Source organism: Microbacterium sp. OVT16B, assembly GCF_019969705.1.
GTDB lineage: Bacteria > Actinomycetota > Actinomycetes > Actinomycetales > Microbacteriaceae > Microbacterium > Microbacterium natoriense.
Genome location: NZ_JAHXZA010000001.1, coordinates 589,357 through 609,958, shown reverse-complemented (window position 1 = coordinate 609,958; position 20,602 = coordinate 589,357). Strand labels below are relative to the sequence as shown.

At 71.0% G+C, this 20,602-nt stretch carries 20 protein-coding genes; 10 read left to right on the top strand and 10 right to left on the bottom strand.

The genetic code is table 11. The features are described 5' to 3' along the window. Positions 1–11 precede the first annotated feature (11 nt). Positions 12–947: an aminoglycoside phosphotransferase family protein gene (locus LC438_RS02875; protein WP_223585786.1), complete on the top strand. Its 936-nt coding sequence runs from the start codon at positions 12–14 to the stop codon at positions 945–947. Positions 948–957: 10 nt separating this feature from the next. Here LC438_RS02875 and LC438_RS02870 read toward each other — a convergent pair whose 3' ends face one another. Continuing rightward, positions 958–2,235 (bottom strand): FAD-binding protein, encoded by a 1,278-nt coding sequence (locus LC438_RS02870; RefSeq protein ID WP_223585785.1) that lies wholly within the window; start codon positions 2,233–2,235, stop codon positions 958–960. 78 nt (positions 2,236–2,313) lie between these two features. Between LC438_RS02870 and LC438_RS02865 the strand changes: the two genes are divergently transcribed. Both LC438_RS02865 and LC438_RS02860 read left to right on the top strand, forming a co-directional pair. Beyond that, positions 2,314–3,360, top strand: a complete 1,047-nt coding sequence (locus LC438_RS02865; protein ID WP_223585784.1) for a LacI family DNA-binding transcriptional regulator — start codon at positions 2,314–2,316, stop codon at positions 3,358–3,360. Between the two features lie 108 nt (positions 3,361–3,468). Then, on the top strand, positions 3,469–5,004 hold the full coding sequence (locus LC438_RS02860) for an alpha-N-arabinofuranosidase (protein ID WP_223585783.1): 1,536 nt from the start codon (positions 3,469–3,471) through the stop codon (positions 5,002–5,004). 140 nt (positions 5,005–5,144) lie between these two features. Here the strand turns inward: LC438_RS02860 and LC438_RS02855 are convergent, their stop codons facing one another. The 5 genes from LC438_RS02855 to LC438_RS02835 all read right to left on the bottom strand — a co-directional run bounded on the left by LC438_RS02855 (position 5,145) and on the right by LC438_RS02835 (position 10,747). Continuing rightward, on the bottom strand, positions 5,145–6,335 hold the full coding sequence (locus tag LC438_RS02855; RefSeq protein ID WP_223585782.1) for a bifunctional 2-methylcitrate synthase/citrate synthase: 1,191 nt from the start codon (positions 6,333–6,335) through the stop codon (positions 5,145–5,147). Between the two features lie 17 nt (positions 6,336–6,352). After that, positions 6,353–7,252, bottom strand: a complete 900-nt coding sequence (prpB, locus tag LC438_RS02850; protein WP_223585781.1) for a methylisocitrate lyase — start codon at positions 7,250–7,252, stop codon at positions 6,353–6,355. Further along, entirely contained in the window at positions 7,252–8,778 is a 1,527-nt protein-coding gene (locus LC438_RS02845) for an MmgE/PrpD family protein (RefSeq protein WP_223585780.1), read from the bottom strand. Before LC438_RS02845 ends, prpB begins: the two co-directional genes overlap by 1 nt. Beyond that, positions 8,775–9,443 (bottom strand): GntR family transcriptional regulator, encoded by a 669-nt coding sequence (locus LC438_RS02840; protein ID WP_223585779.1) that lies wholly within the window; start codon positions 9,441–9,443, stop codon positions 8,775–8,777. The genes LC438_RS02845 and LC438_RS02840 overlap by 4 nt, the downstream gene beginning before the upstream one ends. 242 nt (positions 9,444–9,685) lie before the next feature. Next, positions 9,686–10,747, bottom strand: coding sequence for a DMT family transporter (locus LC438_RS02835; protein WP_223585778.1), 1,062 nt, complete (start codon positions 10,745–10,747; stop codon positions 9,686–9,688). Between the two features lie 39 nt (positions 10,748–10,786). Here LC438_RS02835 and LC438_RS02830 point away from each other — a divergent pair, with 39 nt between their 5' ends. The 4 genes from LC438_RS02830 to LC438_RS02815 all read left to right on the top strand — a co-directional run bounded on the left by LC438_RS02830 (position 10,787) and on the right by LC438_RS02815 (position 14,508). Further along, the gene (locus tag LC438_RS02830) at positions 10,787–11,323 is read left to right on the top strand and encodes a CGNR zinc finger domain-containing protein (protein ID WP_105677100.1); all 537 of its coding nucleotides are present in this window, start codon (positions 10,787–10,789) and stop codon (positions 11,321–11,323) included. 138 nt (positions 11,324–11,461) lie between these two features. Continuing rightward, positions 11,462–12,424 (top strand): ABC transporter ATP-binding protein, encoded by a 963-nt coding sequence (locus LC438_RS02825; RefSeq protein WP_223585777.1) that lies wholly within the window; start codon positions 11,462–11,464, stop codon positions 12,422–12,424. Continuing rightward, entirely contained in the window at positions 12,421–14,031 is a 1,611-nt protein-coding gene (locus LC438_RS02820; protein WP_223585776.1) for an ABC transporter permease, read from the top strand. The genes LC438_RS02825 and LC438_RS02820 overlap by 4 nt, the downstream gene beginning before the upstream one ends. A gap of 12 nt (positions 14,032–14,043) precedes the next feature. Further along, the gene (locus LC438_RS02815) at positions 14,044–14,508 is read left to right on the top strand and encodes a GbsR/MarR family transcriptional regulator (RefSeq protein ID WP_105677102.1); all 465 of its coding nucleotides are present in this window, start codon (positions 14,044–14,046) and stop codon (positions 14,506–14,508) included. A gap of 19 nt (positions 14,509–14,527) precedes the next feature. Here the strand turns inward: LC438_RS02815 and LC438_RS02810 are convergent, their stop codons facing one another. The 4 genes from LC438_RS02810 to LC438_RS02795 form a co-directional block, all read right to left on the bottom strand. Next, positions 14,528–14,890: a VOC family protein gene (locus LC438_RS02810; protein ID WP_105677103.1), complete on the bottom strand. Its 363-nt coding sequence runs from the start codon at positions 14,888–14,890 to the stop codon at positions 14,528–14,530. Positions 14,891–14,961: 71 nt separating this feature from the next. Then, positions 14,962–15,381 (bottom strand): RbsD/FucU family protein, encoded by a 420-nt coding sequence (locus tag LC438_RS02805; protein ID WP_105677105.1) that lies wholly within the window; start codon positions 15,379–15,381, stop codon positions 14,962–14,964. A 33-nt stretch (positions 15,382–15,414) separates the two neighbouring features. After that, the gene (locus LC438_RS02800; protein ID WP_223585775.1) at positions 15,415–16,383 is read right to left on the bottom strand and encodes an aldo/keto reductase; all 969 of its coding nucleotides are present in this window, start codon (positions 16,381–16,383) and stop codon (positions 15,415–15,417) included. Further along, positions 16,367–17,665, bottom strand: a complete 1,299-nt coding sequence (locus tag LC438_RS02795) for an L-fuconate dehydratase (RefSeq protein WP_223585774.1) — start codon at positions 17,663–17,665, stop codon at positions 16,367–16,369. The genes LC438_RS02800 and LC438_RS02795 overlap by 17 nt, the downstream gene beginning before the upstream one ends. Before the next feature lie 131 nt (positions 17,666–17,796). Here LC438_RS02795 and LC438_RS02790 point away from each other — a divergent pair, with 131 nt between their 5' ends. The 3 genes from LC438_RS02790 (at position 17,797) to LC438_RS02780 (ending at position 20,567) form a co-directional block, all read left to right on the top strand. Further along, positions 17,797–18,657, top strand: coding sequence for a fumarylacetoacetate hydrolase family protein (locus LC438_RS02790; RefSeq protein ID WP_223585773.1), 861 nt, complete (start codon positions 17,797–17,799; stop codon positions 18,655–18,657). Between the two features lie 53 nt (positions 18,658–18,710). Further along, entirely contained in the window at positions 18,711–19,457 is a 747-nt protein-coding gene (locus tag LC438_RS02785; RefSeq protein WP_223585772.1) for an SDR family NAD(P)-dependent oxidoreductase, read from the top strand. A 132-nt stretch (positions 19,458–19,589) separates the two neighbouring features. Continuing rightward, positions 19,590–20,567: a hypothetical protein gene (locus LC438_RS02780; protein WP_223585771.1), complete on the top strand. Its 978-nt coding sequence runs from the start codon at positions 19,590–19,592 to the stop codon at positions 20,565–20,567. Positions 20,568–20,602 lie beyond the last annotated feature (35 nt).

Genomic DNA, 20,602 nt, shown 5'->3' with positions numbered 1-20,602 from the left:
AGGATGGCCCCATGCCCCTGCACGACGACGAGCTGCTCATCGAGACCGAGACGGTCGCCGCGCTGATCCACGAGCAGTTCCCGCGGTGGCGTGACCAGCCGGTGCGCCGCATCGCCGTCGCCGGCACCGTGAACGCGATCTTCCGCATCGGAGACGGCGCCGCGGCACGATTCCCGCTCGTCGCCGCCGACCCCGAGGAGACGACGGCGACCCTGGCCGCGGAGTCCGCCGCGATGCACGAGCTCGCCGCGCACGCCACCGTGCCGACCCCGGTCCCCCTCGCGATCGGCGCCCCCGGACGCGGCTACCCGCTGCCCTGGTCGATCCAGACCTGGATCCCCGGCGAGGTCGCGTCCCCGGATGCCGCGGCGCACTCCCCCGTGTTCGCCCGCGACCTCGCGGCGCTCGTCTCCGCCCTCCGCAGCGCCGACACGAGGGGCCGCGTCTTCTCCGGGAATGGACGCGGCGGCCACCTCCCCGACTCCGACGACTGGCTCGACCTCTGCTTCCGTGAGAGCGAGGGGCTCCTCCCGGTCGACGAGCTTCGGGCGCTGTGGCGAGAGCTGCGTGTGCTCCCCTCGTCCGGCCCCGATGTGATGTCGCACGGCGACCTGATCCCGGCGAACCTGCTCCTCGACGGCCAGCGGCTGGGCGGCGTGCTCGACGGAGGCGGCTTCGCCCCGGCCGACCCCGCGCTCGACCTCGTCTCCGGCTGGCATCTCCTGGACGCCGACGCCAGAGCGGTCTTCCGCGAGGCGCTGCGCAGCGCGGACCCCTCGGCGCCGAGGGACGAGGAGCTCGTGTGGCGGCGCGGAGCCGCCTGGGCCCTGCAGCAGGCGATGGGTCTGGTCTGGTACTACCGCGAGTCGCACCCGACGATGAGCGAGCTCGGCCGCCGCACGCTGTCGCGCATCCTCGCGGCGCCGGAGTTGCGGCGCACGCCCTGAGACGCTCTGCTCAGAGCCCGAGCCGCTCCAGGTACGGACCCACGAGACGGCGATCCGGGTCGTAGGCGGCGGCCAGGGCCGCGAAGTCGTCCCACCGCGGGTAACGAGCCCGCACCTCGGCGGCGTCGAGCGTGAAGACCTTGCCCCAGTGCGGGCGCGCGGAGGCGGGCAGCGCCGCCTCGATCACGGGGAGCAGCGCGCGCACGGCCTCCTCCTCCGGCTTCCACGTGAAGTGGATGCCGACGGCATCCGTCCCGAACGACGAGCTCAGCCACAGCTCGTCGGCGCGTACCGTGCGGATCTCGGTGACCAGCAGCAGCGGGGCGATGCGGTCGGCGAGCGCGCGCACGGCGGAGATCGCGGCGACCGCATCCGCTCGCGCGACGAGGAACTCGCTCTGGATCTCCGCTCCGGCGGAGGGCGTGAACTCCAGCCGGAAGTGCGGCAGCCGCTGGAACCACGGACCGGCGACGCCCTCCTGCTCGGTGCAGGCCGCGGGGTCCACGCCGAGGATCGGATGCCGTTCGCCGTCGGCGGCCTCGGCGCCGAGCGCGGCGGCGAGACCCTCACGCGACGACTGCTGGCTGCGGGCCTCGGCCCTCGACGCCGGGACGCGCTGCTTGATCCAGATCTGGTCGGCGACGTCGGTGCGCTGCCAGGTCGTGAAGATGCTCACGCTGGTGCCCGCGCCGGTGACGGCGTCGAGATCGGCGAGGATCGCCTCCCACGACGGATGCTCGTACACGTGCTGGGCGACCTGATAGGTCGGCTCGACGTCGAGCGTCAGGTCGATGACGGCGCCCAGCGCCCCGAGCGACACGACGGCCCCGTCGAAGCCCTCGTCGCCCCGAGTCAGCTCCACGGTCTCCCCCGCCGGGGTCATGATCGTGAGCCCGCTGACGGCGCTCGCGAGGGAGCCGATCGCGTCGCCGGAGCCGTGGGTGCCCGTCGCGACCGCGCCGGCGACGGAGATGTGGGGCAGAGAGGCGAGGTTCGCGAGGGCGAGACCCTGCTCCTCCAGGACGGGAGCGAGGTCGCCGTAGCGGAGGGCCCCCGACACGCGCACGGTGTCGCGCTCCGGAGAGACCTCGATGCGGCGCGGCATCCGGTCGAGCGCGATCAGCACGCCGTCGGTGTCGGCGATGTCGGTGAAGCAGTGGCGGGAGCCGAGCATCCGCACTGGACCACCGCGCCCGAGCAGATCGCGCAGTTCGTCGACCGACTCCGGATGCTCGACGGACGACGCCCGGTACACGACGTTGCCCGCCCAGTTGCGCTCGATGCTCATGGCGTCATCGTAGCCTCCACGCGGAGGATTACATCGATGCAGATCGGCGGAGCGAGGGCCGGAGGATAGGCTGACCGGATGACAGCGATGCTGCCGCCGCGCGCCACCATGAAGGACGTCGCCGCTCTCGCCGGCGTGTCGATCAAGACGGTGTCGAACGTCGTGACGGGCGCCGTCGCCGTCCGCGAGGAGACGCGCACGAGGGTCGAGTCGGCGATGGCGCAGCTCGACTTCGTGCCGAACCTCAGCGCCCGCGGACTGCGCAAGGGCCGCTCGGGAATCATCGCCGTCGCCCTCCCCGACCTCGCCAGCGCGTTCTCCGCCGAGCTCGTGCAGCACATCGTCGAGGCCGCTCACGAGAGGGGGCTCGCCGTGCAGATCGAGGAGACCGCGTCGGTGCCGGAGCGGGAGAAGGAGCTCGTCTCCCGGGCTCGCGCCCGCCTCGTCGACGGTCTTATCCTCAACCCCATCCGGCTGGAGGACAGCGTCCTGAAGTACGCCGATCGACTGCCGCCCCTCGTGGTGATCGGCGAGGTCGAGCAGAACAGGGCCGACCACGTCAGGATCGACAGCCGCCGTGCCGCGGCGGACGCGACCAGGCACGTGCTGTCCCGTGGGGCCACCCGGATCGCGGTGGTCGGCGCCGACGACGACCCGGCCGCGGCCACCGCGACGAGCCGCCTCCGGCTGGAGGGCGTGCACGACGCCCTCCGCGAGGCGGGCATCGCCCGCGACCCCGCCCTCGAGATCAACCCTCTCCACTGGGCCGCGACCGGAGGGGCCGACGCCGTGCGGACGCTCTACGAACGCCGCGTCGCGTTCGACGCGATCGTCGCGTTCACCGATGCCCTCGCGCTCGGCGTGCTGCACGCCCTGCACGAACGCGGCGTGAGCGTGCCGGGCGACGTGATCGTGACCGGCTTCGACGACATCGAGTTCTCGCGGTTCGCCTCCCCCGCCCTCACGACGATCGCGTTCGAGCGCCGAGCCGTCGCCGACGCCGCGCTCGGACTCCTCGAGTCCCGCATCGACGACCGCGGCGCCGCCCCTCGGGGCGTCACCCTGCCGCACCGGCTGGAAGAGCGCGCGAGTACGCAGGGCCGTCCTCGCGGCTACCGTCCCTGACGGGTGCGGACGGATGCCGACGGCATCCTTGCTCCTCGATTACATCGATGTAATGATGGAGATCCGCGCCGTTCCCGTTCGGCGTCGGACTCGGATCCAAGGAGAGCGATGACCCAGGCCCGCATCACCGTCGACCGCGACTTCACGATCGGCGACGTCCCCCGGAGACTCTTCGGGTCGTTCGTCGAGCACATGGGACGCTGCGTCTACACCGGCATCTACGAGCCCGGGCACCCGCTGGCCGACGAGCGCGGCTTCCGCACGGACGTGCTCGCCCTCGTGAAGGAGATGGGCCCGACAGTGGTGCGCTACCCCGGCGGCAACTTCGTCTCCGGCTACCGCTGGGAAGACGGGGTGGGCCCGGTGGCCGACCGCCCCGTGCGCATCGACGGCGCCTGGCACACGATCGAGACGAACGCCTTCGGTCTGCACGAGTTCATGGACTGGGCGCAGGAGGCGGGCGCCGAGGTCATGGAGGCCGTCAACCTCGGCACCCGCGGTGTCGAGGAGGCCCGCGCCCTCGTCGAGTACGCCAACCACCCCGGCGGCACGTACTGGTCGGACCTCCGTCGGAAGAACGGCGCCGAGCAGCCGTTCGACATCACGCTCTGGTGCCTGGGCAACGAGCTCGACGGACCGTGGCAGATCGGCGGCAAGACCGCGGCCGAGTACGGCCGGCTGGCGCAGGAGTCCGCGAAGGCCATGAAGCTGGTCGACCCGACGATCGAGCTCGTCGCCGTGGGCTCGTCCAGTCGCTCCATGCCGACGTTCGGCTCCTGGGAGCACACCGTGCTCACCCACGCGTACGACGAGGTCGACTACATCTCGATGCACGCCTACTACCAGGAGCACGACGAGGATGCCGCGTCCTTCCTCGCCGAGTCCGTCGACATGGACGCGTTCATCGAGGGCGTCATCGCCACGGTGGACGCGGTCAAGGCCGCCGGAAAGCACACGAAGCAGGTCGACATCTCGTTCGACGAGTGGAACGTGTGGGATCAGGTGCGGTACAACGAGGTCGAGGCGGCCGAGATCGCCGCGGCCGGGTGGCGGCAGCATCCGCGGATCATCGAGGACACCTACTCGGTGACGGATGCCGTCGTCGTCGGCACCCTGCTGAACAGCCTCCTGCGGCACGGCGATCGCGTGAAGATCGCCAACCAGGCCCAGCTCGTCAACGTGATCGCGCCGATCAGGGCGGAGGAGAACGGCCCGGCCTGGCGCCAGACCAGCTTCTGGCCCTTCGAGCGCATGGCGCGCCTCGCGAAGGGCCGCATCCTGCGCCTCGCCGTGACCGCCTCGCAGATCAGCACGAAGCGCTACGGCGACGTGGACTCGATCGACGCCGCGGCGACCTGGGACGAGGAGTCGGGCAGGCTCGTGGTGTTCGTCGCCAACCGCTCACTGGAGGAGCAGAACGACCTCACGATCGACCTGCACGGCCTGGGCGACGTGCGCCTGCGCCAGGCCGAGACGCTCACCGTGCCGGAGGGCGGCGACCGCAGCACCGCGAACCTCGAGACCACCCCCGACGCCGTGCACATGGTGCCGCTCGCGGCCGCCGAGGTCGTCGGCGGCGCCGTGCGCGCGACCCTCCCCCCGCTGTCGTGGTCGGTCATCGAGCTGGACGTGACGCGGGCCTGACGCTGCCTGAGCGCCGAGACCCACTGAGAACGCCGAGACCCACCCCCGCACACGTCGGCGGGGGTGGGTCTCGGCGTTGATGATGGGTCTCGGCGCTGGTCGGAACGGGGTCCCTGAGCCTGCCGAAGGGCCCGGAGGACTCAGCCGGCGGCCTCCTCCGGACGATCGAGCACGTCGATCGCCGCGGTGTCAGGCTCGTACTCGTCGATGTGGCGCTCGTCGTGACCGTCGTACAGCGACAGCGGACGGATCAGCGCGTTCGACGACTGCTGCTCGATGATGTGCGCGGTCCATCCGGTGATGCGCGCCGCCACGAACAGCGGAGTGAAGGTGAGCGTGTCGAAGCCGATGAGGTTGTACGCCGGACCCGAGGGGTAGTCGAGGTTCGGGTAGATGCCCTTTCGTCCGACGAACTCGCTCTCGAGCCTGTCGTACAGCTCGCCGACGGCCGGCTTGTCGTAGTGCGCGACGAGCGAGTCCAGCGCGGCCTTCATGGTCGGCACGCGGGAGTCGCCCCGCTTGTACACGCGGTGCCCGAAGCCCATGATCTTGCGCTTCTCGGCGAGTGCGGCATCGAGCCAGCCCTCGACCTGGTCGGCCGTGCCGATCTCGTCGAAGATGTGCATGACGGCCTCGTTCGCTCCGCCGTGCAGCGGACCCTTGAGCGCGCCGATCGCCCCGACGACCGCCGAGTACAGGTCGCTGAGGGTCGACGTGATCACCCGAGCTGTGAACGTGGAGGCGTTGAAGGAGTGCTCCGCGTAGAGGATCATCGAGCGGTTGAACGCGTCGACCACCACCGGGTCGGGCTCCTCACCGAACGTGAGCCAGAGGAAGTTCGCGGCGTAGTCGAGGTCGTCGCGCGACTCGACGGGGTCGAGTCCCCGGCGACGGCGCTGCCCGTACGACACGATCGCCGGGAGCGCGGCGAACAGCGTGAGGCTGCGCTCCTGGTTCTCCTCCGGTGTGCCGACGGCATCCAGCACGTTGGCGATGCCCGCGGTCTCGATCGCGCCGATCACGCTCACCGCGGTGCGCACCTCGTCCATCGGGTGCGAGTCCAGCGGCAGCCGGTCGATCGCGTCCTTGACCTCGGGAGAGAGCGCGCGGTGCTGCCGCTCGGTCAGCCGGAAAGCGGCCAGCTCCTCTGGCGTGGGCAGCTCGCCGTGCCACAGCAGGTACGCCACGGCCTCGAACGACTGCGTCGCCGCGAGCTCCTGCACGGGGTAGCCGCGGTAGAGCAGGCTGTTCGTCTCGGGGTTGACCTTCGAGATCGCCGTCGTGTCGACGACGACGCCTGCGAGGCCCTTCTTGATGTCCGGCTCGGTCATGGTCACTCCTTCGTGGGTTACCGCTCGAGTGTGAAGTTGAAGACGCCGGAGTCGAAGTGGTTGTACGACTCGTAGTCGATCAGATCGTAGAGATCGGCGCGGTGCTGCATCTCTCCGAGCTTCGAGGTCAGGTGCCCCTCGTCGTTCAGCGTATCCAGTGCGCGGCCTGCAGCGCCCATCGCGATGCGCAGCAGCGACACCGGCCAGATGACGAGGTTCACCCCGGCATCCCGCAGCTGGTCCGTGGAGAACAGCTCGGACTTGCCGAACTCGGTCATGTTGGCGAGGATCGGCACGTCCACCGCGTTCGCGATCGCCTCGAATTCCTCCAGCGTGCGCATGGCCTCGGGGAAGATCGCGTCGGCCCCGGCATCCACCAGCGCCTTCGCCCTGTCGATCGCGGCATCCAGCCCCTCGATCGCGCGGATGTCGGTGCGCGCCATGATGAGGAAGTTCTCGTCGCGACGCGCGTCGGCCGCCGCACGGATGCGCTTGATCGCGGTGTCCTCGTCGACGACGCTCTTGCCGTCGAGATGGCCGCAGCGCTTGGGGTTGATCTGGTCTTCGATGTGGGTGCCCGCGAGCCCCGCATCCTCGAGCTCCTGGATCGTGCGGGCGACGTTCATCGGCTCTCCGAACCCGGTGTCGGCGTCGACGATCGCGGGCAGGTCGGTCATGCGGGCGATCTGCTTCGCCCGTCCCGCGACCTCGGTGAGGGTCGTGAGGCCGATGTCGGGCAGGCCGAGGTCGGCGGAGAGGACGGCGCCGGAGATGTAGACGCCGTCGAAGCCCTTCTGCTCGATGAGGCGGGCGCTCAGCGGGTTGAACGCACCGGGGAAGCGCAGCAGCTCGCCGCTCGCGAGCCGCTCCCGGAACAGCCGCCGCTTCTCGGCCGGGGTGACGGTGGAGTACAGCATCAGAACAGCCCCTTCGGGGCGTCGGCGGCCTCGAGCAGGCCGGGCCTGGCGATGATCGAGAGCTCGCCGACCTCTGCGGCCGTGAGCTCGGGAAGACGCTGCACGAGCTCCAGGAAGCGCTCGATCTCGGCGGGCTCCAGCACCGGCTCCGCCAGCAGACGGAACTTCGCGATGTAGTTCTCCCGCACGAACGGACGGGCCCCGAGCGGATGCGCGTCGGCGACGGCGATCTCGTCCACCACGGTCGAGCCGTCGGTCAGGCGGATCTCGACGCGACCGCCGAACGCCTTCTCGTCGGGGTCCTCGGAGTGGTAGCGGCGCGTCCACTCTGCATCCTCCGCCGTGGTGACCTTGTGCCACAGCGCGACCGTGTCGGCGCGGCCGGCGCGCTCGGGGGCGTAGGAGTCGACGTGGTGCCATCCGCCGTCCTGCAGCGCGACCGCGAAGATGTACGGGATCGAGTGGTCGAGCGTCTCGCGCGACGCCGTCGGGTCGTACTTCTGCGGGTCGTTCGCCCCGGAGCCGATCACGTTGTGCGTGTGGTGGCTGGTGTGGATGACGATCGACTCCACGTTCGCGGGGTCGGTCAGCTCCGGGCGGGCGTTGTGGAGCCGACGCGCCAGGTCGATCAGCGCCTGCGCCTGGTACTCGGCCGAGTGCTCCTTCGTGTAGGAGTCGAGGATCGCCCGCTTGGGCTCGCCCGGTGCGGGCAGCGGCACCTCGTACGCGGCATCCTTGCCGTCGAGCATCCAGGCGATCACGCCGTCCTCACCCTCGTAGATCGGGGCGGGGCTGGTCTGTCCGCGCATCGCACGGTCGACCGCCTCGACGGCCATCTTGCCCGCGAAGGCCGGGGCGTGCGCCTTCCAGGTGGAGATCTCGCCCTTGCGGCTCTGCCTGGTCGCCGTGGTCGTGTGCAGCGCCTGGCCGACGGCCTGGTAGATCGTCTCGGCGTCGAGGCCGAGCAGGGTGCCGATGCCGGCGGCGGCCGACGGGCCGAGGTGCGCGACGTGGTCGATCTTGTGCTTGTGCAGGCAGATCGCGCGCACGAGGTCCATCTGGATCTCGTAGCCCGTCGCGATGCCGCGGACAAGCGCTCGGCCATCTGCGCCGACGTGCTGCGCGACCGCGAGGATCGGCGGGATGTTGTCACCGGGGTGCGAGTACTCCGCAGCCAGGAACGTGTCGTGGTAGTCGAGCTCGCGCACGGCCACGCCGTTCGCCCACGCCGCCCACTCGGGGCTGGTGCGGTGGTCGAGAGCGGCGCCGAAGACCGTCGCCCCGACCCCGCCGGTCGAGACGGGGTGGGTGAACGCCTGCGCGCGGGCGGCGTTGATCGGAGGACGGGTGAGGGATGCCGCCGCCACGGAGGCGTTGTCGATGATGCGGTTGATGATCATGTCGACGACGGCGGGCTCGACCTCGACCCGGTCGGTGGCGACCTCGGCGATCTTCCAGGCGAGCTGGTCCTCGCGGGCGAGGTTCTCTTCGCTGCGGTGGACGCGGACGTGGTGGGTGACGGTCATTTCACACCTTCTGGGTTGGCTGTCAGGGAGTCGAGGATGCCGGTGAGCGCGTTGTGCAGGTGCACGTGCGTCGCGTGGGCGGCGAGGTCGCCGTCGCGGGCGGCGAGCGCCTGGGCGATCGTGCGGTGTTCGGACGCGGATGCCGCGAGCCGTTCCGGCTTGTCTCGGGCCATGCGCCGCACCCGGACGAGGTGGGTGCGCACGGTGCGCAGAGCCGAGGCGATGTAGTCGTTGGCCACGGCCTCGTCGAGGGCCGCATCGAAGCGCGCGATCAGGGCGTAGTACGCGTCGCGCCCGGCATCCGCCGTCAGGTCGACGTGCGCGAACTCCTCGGCGAGCGCCGCGAACAGAGCGGCGTCGCCGCGGGATGCGGCGAGACGCGCAGAGGTCTCCTCCAGCGCACGGCGGATCTCGAACAGGGCGCGGATGTCGTCGGCGTCGAGATCTGCGACGACCGTGACGCGCGGCGACTGCTGCACGACGAGCCCGTCTGCGGCGAGCCGGCGCAGCGCCTCGCGCATCGGTGTCCGGCTGATGCCGAGGCGTTCCGCCTGCTCGACCTCGCCCAGCACGACGCCCGCGGCGAGTGCGCCGGACTGGATGCCGTCGAGCAGATGCGCGTAGGCGCGGTCGCTCGCGGTGGTCCGTTCCGCGGCGAGGGTCATGCCCTCAGTGTATACATAAACCGGTACGGTTGGCCATGTGAGGTGGTCTACCCCGCAAGAGGTATACATAAACCCCGCGCGCGCCGGCAGCTACCCGCCGCGCGGCCGGGGTCGCCGGCATCCTCACGTCCGCACGGTGGCCACCTCGTGTCGCTGTTCACGCTCCACAGCGACAACAGGTGTCGCGTGCGTCGAGGTCACCTCGACGCACGCGCCCCGCACAGAGTCGGCGCCTCGTGCCGCTACTCGCGCTCGGCAGCGACGACAGGCGCCGCATCCGCAGGCGTCACAGAGGCAGGCACCACAGACGCAGGAACCCCCTCCACGGGGACCGGCTCGACGAACTGTTCGGCGACGGCATCCGTCGCGGGCTCGCCGAGCTTGACGATGATGACCCCGGCGAGCACGAGCGCGCCTCCCATCGCCTGAACCGGGCCGGGGACCTGACCGAGCATCAGCGCACTGAAGAGCATCGCGGCGACGACCTCGGACAGTGCGATGAACGACGCCAGGCGGGAGCCGAGCATCCGGGTCGACACGATGCCGAGGATGTACGCGAGCGCGGTCGCGATGACACCCATCGCCAGCACGGGGACGAACCACGGCACCGTGATGACGCTGTACTCCACGTCAGCCGTGGTCCACGCGATGGGGAGCACCCCCACGGCGCCAGCGACGGTGAGGCCGATCGCGCCGATGAGGAGCCCGAGCCCCGCCAGCGCGATCGGCGGCAGGCCCGTGTCGGCGCGCGCCGACAGCACGAAGTAGGTCGCGGCGCCGATCATCGCTCCGAGCGCGAACAGGATGCCGCCGAGGTTCACCTGCGCGCCGGTGAGGACGTCGAGCATGAGCACGAGTCCGATGAAGGCGATCGCGGCGCCGAGGAGACTGCGGCGCGTGGGCTTCTCTCCCCTGCGGACCCAGAGCCAGAAGACGACGGCGATGGGGGCGGTGTACTCGATGAGCAGGGCGATGCCGACATCCATCACGGCGACCGCCTGGAAGTAGCAGAGCTGTGCGGCGGTCACGGCGAGGAGGCCGTACACGAGGACCATTCCCGCGTGGCGGCGGACGAGGCCCCACTTGCCGCGCAGCGCCAGGAGCGTGGGCACCAGCAGCACCAGGGCGGCCACCCACATGCGCACGGTGACGGCGGCACCCGGGGTCCAGCCCGCATCGATGAGGCCGCGGGCGAAGATGCCGGACATGCCGAACGAGACCGCGGCGCCGAGCGCGAAGAGCAGGCCGGCGTTCGACCTGCGGGGCGCGGTCACCCGCGCGATGTCATTAGCTACTGCGCTCATGACATGTGACGCTACTCCTGCGCGATGTAACATGTCAACATGATCTTCACCTATGACACGGAGGACGCTCTGCGCGCGGCCGTGTGGCTGGTCAACACGGCGGAGGATCCGGAGTCGATGGCTGATGCCGCCGACGAGGAGGCCTTCCTCGGCGCCTTCCCCTACACCGGCAGGATCGATCGCGACGACGCCGAGGCCGCGTCCCTCCGCGCCCTCCGGCCCGGCCTGCGCGAGATGCTGCTGGCTCCGCGCGACGAGATGGCCGAGCGGGTCAACGACGCCCTCGCGTCGGTCACCCTGGCCCCGCGCCTCACACGGCACGGCGAGCTGGACTGGCACCTGCACGCGATCGTCGACGACGCGCCTCTCTCCGACCGCGTGCTCGTGGAGACCGCGATGGCGCTGATCGACGTCATCCGCGCCGACGAGGGCTCCCGCATCTCGGTGTGCGCCGACGACACGTGCGACGCTCTCGCCCTCGACCTCTCGCGCAACCGCTCGAAGCGCTACTGCTCGACCACGTGCGCCAACCGCAATGCGGTGGCCGCCTACCGCGCCCGCCGCTCGGAGCCCTGACCTCGCCGCCACCTCCCTCCCGTTCCGGTCGCGAACCTGGTCGCGAAAGCGCCCGGATCGGGACCAGGTTCGCGACCGGAGCAGCTTCACCACTTCACACTCTTCACAAACTTCTGAAATCGGCGTAGCGTGCCGCTCATGGACACAGTGATCCGCACGAGCGGCCTCACCAAGCACTACGGCCGCGTGCACGCTCTCGACGGCCTCGACCTCTCCGTCACCGCGGGCCAGGTGCACGGCTTCCTCGGCCCGAACGGCGCGGGCAAGACGACCACCATCCGCATCCTCCTCGGCCTCGCGCGCAAGACCGGGGGTACGGCATCCGTCCTCGGAAGCGACCCCTGGCGGGACGCGACCGACCTGCACCGCCGCATCGCCTATGTGCCTGGTGACGTCAGCGTGTGGCCCAACCTCTCGGGCGGCGAGGCCATCGACCTGCTCAGCCGCCTGCGCGGCGCCGACACCCGCGGTGCCGTCTACCGGAGCGATCGCGAGCGCCTCGAGACCGCGTTCCAGTTCGACCCGCGCAAGAAGGGTCGCGCCTACTCCAAGGGCAACAGGCAGAAGGTGGCACTGATCTCGGCGTTCACGGTGCCGGCCGACCTGTACATCCTCGACGAACCGACGAGCGGCCTCGACCCCCTGATGGAGGTCGTCTTCCGCGAGGAGGTCGCCAGGGTGCGGGATGCCGGGGCCACCGTGCTGCTGTCGAGTCACATCCTGTCGGAGGTCGAGCTGCTGTGCGACCGCGTCTCGATCATCCGCGCGGGGCGCGTGGTGGAGTCCGGAACGCTGGCAGAGCTGCGTCATCTCACCCGCACCGAGGTGTCGTTCACGGCGACGGATGCCGCGGCGGCCGACGGCATCCCCTCCGCCCATGACCCGTCGTTCGCCGACGGACGCGCGAGGTTCACGGTCGACAGCGATGACGTCGCCTCCGTCCTCCCCGTGCTCGCCCAGCGGGCGGTCACCGGTCTCCGCATCGAACCGCCGTCTCTGGAGGAGCTGTTCCTCCGCCACTACGGGGACGACGTGGCGGGTGCCGCGGGCGACGCGGATGCCGCGGCCCCGGCCCGCACCCGGAGGAGCGCGCGATCATGATCCCCCTCCTCCGCCAGCGCCTGCGCCGGGACTGGCTGCAGCTGACGCTGTGGATCCTCGGCGCGGTCCTCCTCGCGTACGCCGGCTACGGCGGCGTCACGCAGTCGTACAGCACGGTCGCCGACCGGCAGGAGGTGCTCACGGCTGTGATGGCGAACCCGGTGATCCTGATGTTCCGGGGTCTCCCGTCTGACACGTCCGTGGGCGCCTTCCTGGCCTTCGAGGACCTCCCGTGGCTGGCGATGCTCGCGGCGCTCATGAGCACGTTCCTCGCCGTGCGACACACCCGCGGCGACGAGGAGGCGGGGCGCAGCGAGCTCGTCGCCGCCACGTCGGCCGGACGCACCCTGCCCACGGTCGCGACGATCGTGCACGGCCTCGCCGCGAACCTCGTGCTCGCGCTGCTCACGGCACTCGCGCTGATCGCGGCGGGGATGGATGCCGGCGGCTCCCTGCTCACGGGAGCGGCGGCCGGCGCCACCGGGGTCGCCTTCCTCGGCATCGGCCTCGTCGCCGCGCAGCTCATGCGCACCTCGCGCGGCGCGAACTCGCTGACCGTATGGGTGCTCGTGGCGACCTTCCTGCTCCGCGGGATCGGCAACGTCGCGGGGACCCCCAGCGACGACCTCACCCGCATCGAGAGCTCCTGGCTCGTGTGGCTCTCGCCGTTCGGCTGGGCCGAGCAGACCCGTCCCTACGATGCCGACTACCCCTGGCCCGCGGTGCTCGCGCTGGGGTTCGGACTCCTCCTCGCCGCCGCCGCGACGCTGCTGCAGTCGGCCCGCGACATGGGCGCGAGCTTCATCGCGGAGCGCAACGGCCGCGCGAACGCCACGGCGGCCCTGTCGTCTCCGCACGCGCTGGTCTGGCGGCTGTCGTGGGGGTCGGTGCTCGGCTGGACGATCGGCGGAGCGCTCACCGGCATCCTCGCCACCACCCTGTCGTCGCTCGCCGGTCAGGTCGCCGGCGAGAATCCGGCGGTCGCGCAGATCCTCGAGAAGATCGCCAGGGCGGGGAACCTCGACGAGGCCGTGATCACCGTCTTCTTCACCATGCTCGGCATCCTCGCCGCGTGCGCGGCCGTGCAGACGATCGTCCGCGCCCGTCAGGAGGAGGCCCACGGCACGGCCGAGTCGGTGCTCGCGGCCGCGGTCGGGCGCGTGCGGTGGTTCGCCGACTACGCGATCGTCGCCACGTGCGCCGTCGCGCTCGTCATCGCGGCCGCCATGGCCACGGCGTACCTCGGGATCGCCGCGAACGGAGGCGCGAGCGCGCTGTACCGCGTGGTCACCGTGACCGGGCTGGGGCAGTTCGTCGCGGCATCCGTGTTCACCGCGATCACGGCCCTGGTCTTCGTCGTGCTGCCGCGGGCCACGCTCGGCGTCGGATGGGCGCTCATCGGCGTCGCCAGCATCCTCGGCATGTTCGGACCGCTGTTCGGGATGCCGGAGTGGGCCACCGACCTCTCGCCGATCGCCGTGACCCCCGTGGTCTCGAACGGGGACGTCGACCTCCGCGGGCTCTGGTGGCTCGTGGCTGCGGTCGCGGTCGCCGGCGGCGGGGCACTGACCCTCATGAGGCGCCGCGAGCTCGCGGCCGACGGATAACCTGGGGAGCACATGGAACACCGGGGACAGGACGCCGCAGAGCAGGCGGCCGCGATGATGACGGCGGCGGGGATGCCGCGCATGCCCGCGCGCGTCATGATGGCGCTCGTCGCAGCCCCGGACGGCGGGTACACGGCCGCCGACCTCGCCGATCGCCTCGGGGTGTCGGCCGCCGCCGTGTCGGGGGCCGTGCGCTACCTGCAGGACGCGCACTTCGTGCGTCGGCTGCCCACGGCCGGGCACCGCCGCGACCGCTACGACCTCGCACCCGACGGCTTCCACTCGGTCATCATCGGCAACATCCCCGTCTACCGCCGCCTCGCGGAGCACGTCGACCGGATCGGCGCCGAGCTCGGCGACGAGGAGGTCTCGGCCGAGCGCGCCGCGCAGATGTCGGGCTTCCTCCGGTTCATGGCCGAGCGGATGCCGCAGCTGGTCGCCGAGTGGGAGGCGCAGGACCCCGCACCCGACCGCTGAGCGAGCGCCGTCGCGCCGGCTACATGCCGACGACGCCCTCGAAGAGGCCAATGTGGTTGCCGTCGGGGTCGACGACGACCGCCCACGCGCTGGTGTCGGTGATGGGCTGCTTCTCCATCGCGACCGATCCCCCGGCGGCGAGCGCGGCGGCGACCGTGTCGTCGATCGAGTCGACCTCGACGTACGAGCGCGGCTGCGTGAAGCCCTCGCTGCGCGGGGCCAGCCCGCCGCCCGAGATGCCGTTGGGCGCCTGCCACATGGGGTAGCCCTCGAACCCGGGCGGCTCGGCGATCTGCCAGCCGAACAGCGCCGAGTAGAACCCGGACGCCGCGGTCAGGTCGGTGACCGGGATGTCGATGTGGGTGATGTCTCCGTGCGCCATGATGCTCCCTTTCGCCGTGCGGACGCAGACAGTCTTCTCGCCGCGACCGCCGACTTCAAGGGCCTGTGCGTTCAGGCGGAGGGGTGCCCCACGACGCCCTTGCGCAGCAGCGCGTTGCCGTACTTGCGGGTCTCTCCGGTGCGGACCATGAGGTACGCGGCCTTCGCCACCCCGTAGTACGCGAATCGCTCGACGAAGGCGGTGGAGCCGGCATCCGTCCCCGCAGCCGCCATGAGCTGATGCTGCACGTCGAGCACCTCGCCGTCGGCCGAGGCCATCAGGTCGATGCCGGGGGCGTCGTCGAGAGGGAGCACCGTGCGGATCGCGGCGACGACCTCGGGCGTGGTGGTGCCCGGCAGATCGATCACCCGCTCCCCCAGCGCCCACGCCGGGAAGTGCGCGTCGGCGACGACGACGGAGTCGGAGTGCCCCATCCGGTCGAGGTGCAGCAGCAGCTCGCCGGTGAGCAGGGGGTGGATGCCTTCGAGCACGGTGCGTCTCCTCGGATCGGACGGGTGGGGTGGTCAGGCCGGGACGAGAGCCTCGGCGGCCAGAGTCTGCCAGAGCGAGGCCGGGATCTCCAGCGCCGCGTACTCGGCGTTCTGCGCGAGCTGAGCCGGACGGCTGCCGCCCACGACGACGGCGCGCACGACGTCCGACTGCAGGGGGAACTGCAGCGCCGCCGCCGGCAGCGGCACATCGTGGTCGGCGCAGATCGCGGCGATCCGCACGAGGCGCTCCCACAGCTCCTCGGGGAGCTGCCCGTACTCGTAGCGTCCGTCCCTGCGCGGCTCGCTCTGCGCGAGCAGGCCGGAGTTGAAGACGGATGCCGCGACGATGCCGGTGCCCCTCTCGCGGCACGCCGGCAGCACGTCGGCGGCGGCGGGCTGTTCGAGCAGCGTGTAGCGGCCGGCGACCATGATCAGGTCGAGGTCGGCTCCGCGCACGGCGGCGGCGAGCGCATCCGTCACCATGGATCCGATGCCGATCTGGGCGACCTCGCCGTCGGCGCGCAGCTGCTCCAGCGCGGGCAGGGCCTCGGCGAGCGCGAGGTCGAGGTCGTTGCGCTCCGGATCGTGCAGGTACAGCAGGTCGATGCGCTCGATGCCCAGACGCTCGCGGGACTCGGCGAGCGAGGAGCGGATGCCGTCGGCCGAGAAGTCCCAGACGCGGCGCACGTCGTCGGGCACGTGGAAGTCGTTCGCCGTGTCGAGCCCGCCGTGCTCGTGGTCGGGGTTCGGGCGCAGCAGCCGGCCGACCTTCGTGGAGAGGAAGTACTCCTCCCGCGGCTTGGTGCGCAGGAACGCGCCGAGTCGACGCTCGGAGAGGCCGAGCCCGTAGTGCGGGGCGGTGTCGTAGTGGCGGATGCCGGCATCCCACGCCGCGTCGAGCACGGCCCAGGCCTCGTCATCCGTCAGCGGACGGAAGAGGTTGCCGACGTTGGCCGCACCGTAGCCGAGCGGCGGCACGGTCTGCTCAGGCGACGACGACATGCTCACCCCTCCAGGTGTAGTCGATGATGCTGTCGGCCTTCATCTCCATGCCGGTGCCCGGCGCGATCGGGGGCATGTACGAACCGCCCCTGATGTCGGTCGGGGTGACGAAGTGCTCGTGCAGGTGGTCGACGAACTCGATCATGCGGCCCTCGCGCGTGCCGGTGATGGCGACGAAGTCGAACATCGACAGGTGCTGCACGGCCTCGCACAGACCGACGCCGCCGGCGTGCGGGCACACCGGCACGCCGAACTTCGCGGCCAGCAGCAGGTTCGCGATGTTCTCGTTCACGCCGGCGACGCGCACGGCGTCGATCTGCATGACCTGGATCGCCTCCGCCTGCAGGAGCTGTTTGAAGATCATGCGGTTCTGGGCGTGCTCGCCCGTCGCGACGCGGATCGGCGCGACCCCGCGGGCAATCTCCGCGTGGCCGAGGATGTCGTCGGGGCTCGTGGGCTCCTCGATCCAGGCGGGGCGGAACTCGGCGAGCGCGTTCACCCACTCGATCGCCTCCGACACCTCCCAGCGCTGGTTCGCATCGATCGCGATCGAGAAGTCCGGCCCGCACACCTCACGGGCCTTGCGGAAGCGGCGGATGTCGTCGTCGAGATCGGCGCCGACCTTGAGCTTGATCTGCGTGAAGCCGTCGGCCATGGCCTCGCGAGCGAGCCGTTCGAGCTTCTCGTCGGAGTAGCCGAGCCAGCCGGGGCTCGTCGTGTAGCCGGGGTAGCCGGTGGCGAGCAGCTCCGCCTCGCGCGCGGCGCGGCCGGGCTCGGCGGCGCGGAGGATCTCCAGCGCATCGTCGCGGGTCAGCGCGTTCGTGAGGTAGCGGAAGTCGACCAGGTCGACGAGCTCCTCCGGCGTCATCCGGGCGAGGAGCTGCCACAGCGGGAGCCCCGCGCGCTTGGCCTTGATGTCCCACAGCGCGTTGACGACCGCGCCGATGGCCATGTGCATGACGCCCTTCTCGGGGCCGAGCCAGCGCAGCTGCGAGTCGCCGATGATCTCGCGGAAGGTGCCGCCCATGTCGTCGAGCAGCGGCTCGAGCTCCCGGCCGACGAGGTGTCCGGCCAGCGCGTCGATCGCCGCGACCTGCACGTCGTTGCCGCGGCCGATCGTGAAGACGAAGGCGTGCCCCTCGATGCCGTCCTCGGCATCCGTCCGCACGATCACGTACGCGGCCGAGTAGTCGGGGTCGGGATTCATCGCGTCCGAGCCGTCCAGGCTCAGGGACGTCGGGAAGCGGATGTCGGTGGTGTCGAGGGCGACGATACGGCTCACGGGGTTCCTCTCACGGGTCGGACTTCTCGCACCGACCTCTTGGAGTGTAAACATCCGATGTCTATACTGTCAACGAGACAGGCGGTCATCCGGTGACCGCGACAGACGAACACCGACGACTCAGGAGAACCATGAAGTTCGCGCGGCTTGGCGCCCCCGGTGCAGAGATCCCCGTCCTCGTAGACGGCGACCGCTACCTCGACCTCCGCCCAGTGACATCCGATGTGAACGGGGATTTCCTCGCCTCCGACTTCCGCGACCGCGTCGCGACGGCCCTGGCCGCCGGTGAGCTCCCCGAGCTGGCGGACGCCGCGGAGCAGCGCATCGGCGCCCCGATCGCGCGCCCCAGCGCCGTGATCTGCATCGGCCAGAACTACGCCGCGCACGCACGCGAGTCCGGGTCGGAGCCGCCGACCATCCCGATCATGTTCCTGAAGACCCCCAACACCGTGGTCGGCCCGAACGATGCGGTGACGATCCCTCGTGGCAGCGAGAAGACCGACTGGGAGGTCGAGCTCGGCATCGTGATCGGCGCCCGCGCGTCCTACCTCGACTCCCCCGAGGAGGCCGACGCGCACATCGCCGGCTACGTCACCGCCAACGACGTCTCCGAGCGGGCGTACCAGATGGAGGTCTCCGGCGGGCAGTGGTCGAAGGGCAAGATCGCCCCCGGCTTCAACCCCACGGGTCCGTGGCTGGTCACCCCCGACGAGGTCGAGGTCGATCGCCTGCGCCTGCGCAGCTGGGTCAACGGCGAGCCGCGCCAGGACTCGAACACCGACGACATGATCTTCGACGTGCGCGTCATCGTGCACCACCTGTCGCAGTACGTGACCCTGGAGCCCGGCGACCTCATCCTCACCGGCACCCCGCAGGGCGTGGCGTTCGGCGGGAAGTTCCCCTACCTGAGGGCCGGAGACGTCGTGGACATCGAGATCGAAGGACTCGGGCACCAGCGCCAGGAGTTCGTGGCATGGGAGGCACAGAAGTGAGCATCGACACGGTCGTTGAGCGAGCGGAGCGAGACGAAACGCACGGATCCGGCATGAGCGGACTCGTCGCGATCGTCACGGGCGGGGCGTCGGGCATCGGAGCGGCCATCGCCCGCCGCCTGCACGCCGAGGGCGCGCACATCGCCGTGCTCGACCGCGACACGTCGGGGGCCGATGCCGCGTTCGCCGCGTTCACCGCCGACGTCTCCGACCGCGCATCGGTGGATGCCGCCGTCGCCGCCGTCGCCGAGCGCTTCGGCCGCATCGACATCGTCGTGAACAACGCCGGCATCGGCGCACAGGGCGACATCACCGCGAACGACGACGACGAGTGGGCGCGCGTGCTGTCGATCAACGTCACCGGCATCGCCAGGGTGACGTCGGCGGCGCTGCCGTGGCTGCGGCAGTCGCCCGCCGCGGCGGTCTGCAACACGGCATCCATCGCCTCCACCACCGGCCTCCCGCAGCGCGCCCTCTACAGCGCCTCGAAGGGCGCCGTCTCGGCCCTCACCCGCGCCATGGCGGCCGATCACCTGCGCGAGGGCATCCGCGTGAACGCCGTCAACCCCGGTACCGCCGACACCCCGTGGGTCGGGCGGCTGCTGGACTCGGCATCCGATCCCGCCGCCGAACGCGCGGCCCTGGAGGCCCGACAGCCGCACGGACGCCTGGTCAGCCCCGACGAGGTCGCCGCCGCCGTCGCGTACCTCGTCTCCCCCGCCGCGGGCTCGACCACCGGCACCTTCATCGAGGTCGACGGCGGCATGGCGCAGTTGCGCCTCCGCCCCGCCGGCAGCTGACCCCGCCCCGCCCGGGTGCTCCCGTCGCGAAAGATCCCGGTATCCGCCCTGGATACCGGGATCTTCTGCGACGGGAGTGCCGGGTGTGGATAACGGCGGATGCTCGGACCCAGGTCGTGCGACAGTTCTCGGATGCGCGCACCGCGGGGGTTACCGGACGGACTGGGGAACGTCTTCCCCGTATCGGAGGCTCTCGCTGCAGGAGTGAGCCGTGAGCGTCTCGGGCGCAGTGACCTCCGCGCCCCGTTCCACGGGGTGCGCGCACGACGCCTGCATGAGCATGGCGAGGAGTCCGACGATCCGTTCGAGGCGCAGGCGGAGCAGCGCCGCCGCCGAGCACGCGAGTATGCGCCGCGGCTTCGCCCTGGGCAGTTCTTCTCTCATGAGACCGCGGCAGCACTCTGGCGCGCCCCTCTCCCCCTTGCCCGCATCGGGCCGCGGCTCGCGACGGGCGAGGAGATCCCCGTGCACGTGAGCGGCCTCGGCGCTGCGCCTCTCGTCAGGACCCGAGGTGTCGCGGCGCATCGCGCACGGGCAGCCACATCCGCCGTCACGGTGATCGACGGCATGCCCGCGACGACCGCCGCGAGCACGTGGGCCGGCCTCGGCGGACTCGCGCTGCTCGATCTCGTGGCGCTCGGAGACTACTTCTGCCGAGCCTGGCGCCCTGGCCCCGGCCGCCCGAACGCAGGCATGCCGTCGATCGCGACTCCGGACGAGCTGCGCTTCGCGGTCGACTCGGGCCGCCGTGTCGGCATCCGTCGACTCCGCCAGGCGATCGAGTTGATTCGCACGGATTCCTGGTCGCCTCGGGAATCCGCCGTACGCTGCCACCTCGTGCTCGCGGGTCTCCCCGAGCCCGAGCTCAACCACGACGTGTACGACGGCGCTGGCCGTTTCCTCGCCTGCGTCGATCTCGCCTACCCCGAGCGCAAGGTCGCGATCGAGTATCACGGGATGCTGCACCGTGATCGCTATGCCGCCGATGTCGAGCGCATCGCGGCGCTGCGCGCTGCCGGGTGGATCGTGATCGAGGTGACCGCCGCCCTCTTCCGCACTCCCGACGAGCTCGTGGCCCGAGTGCGCGCCGCACTGCGGGCTCGCAGCTGACCCCCACCCCGCCCGGGTGTTCCCGTCGCGAAAGA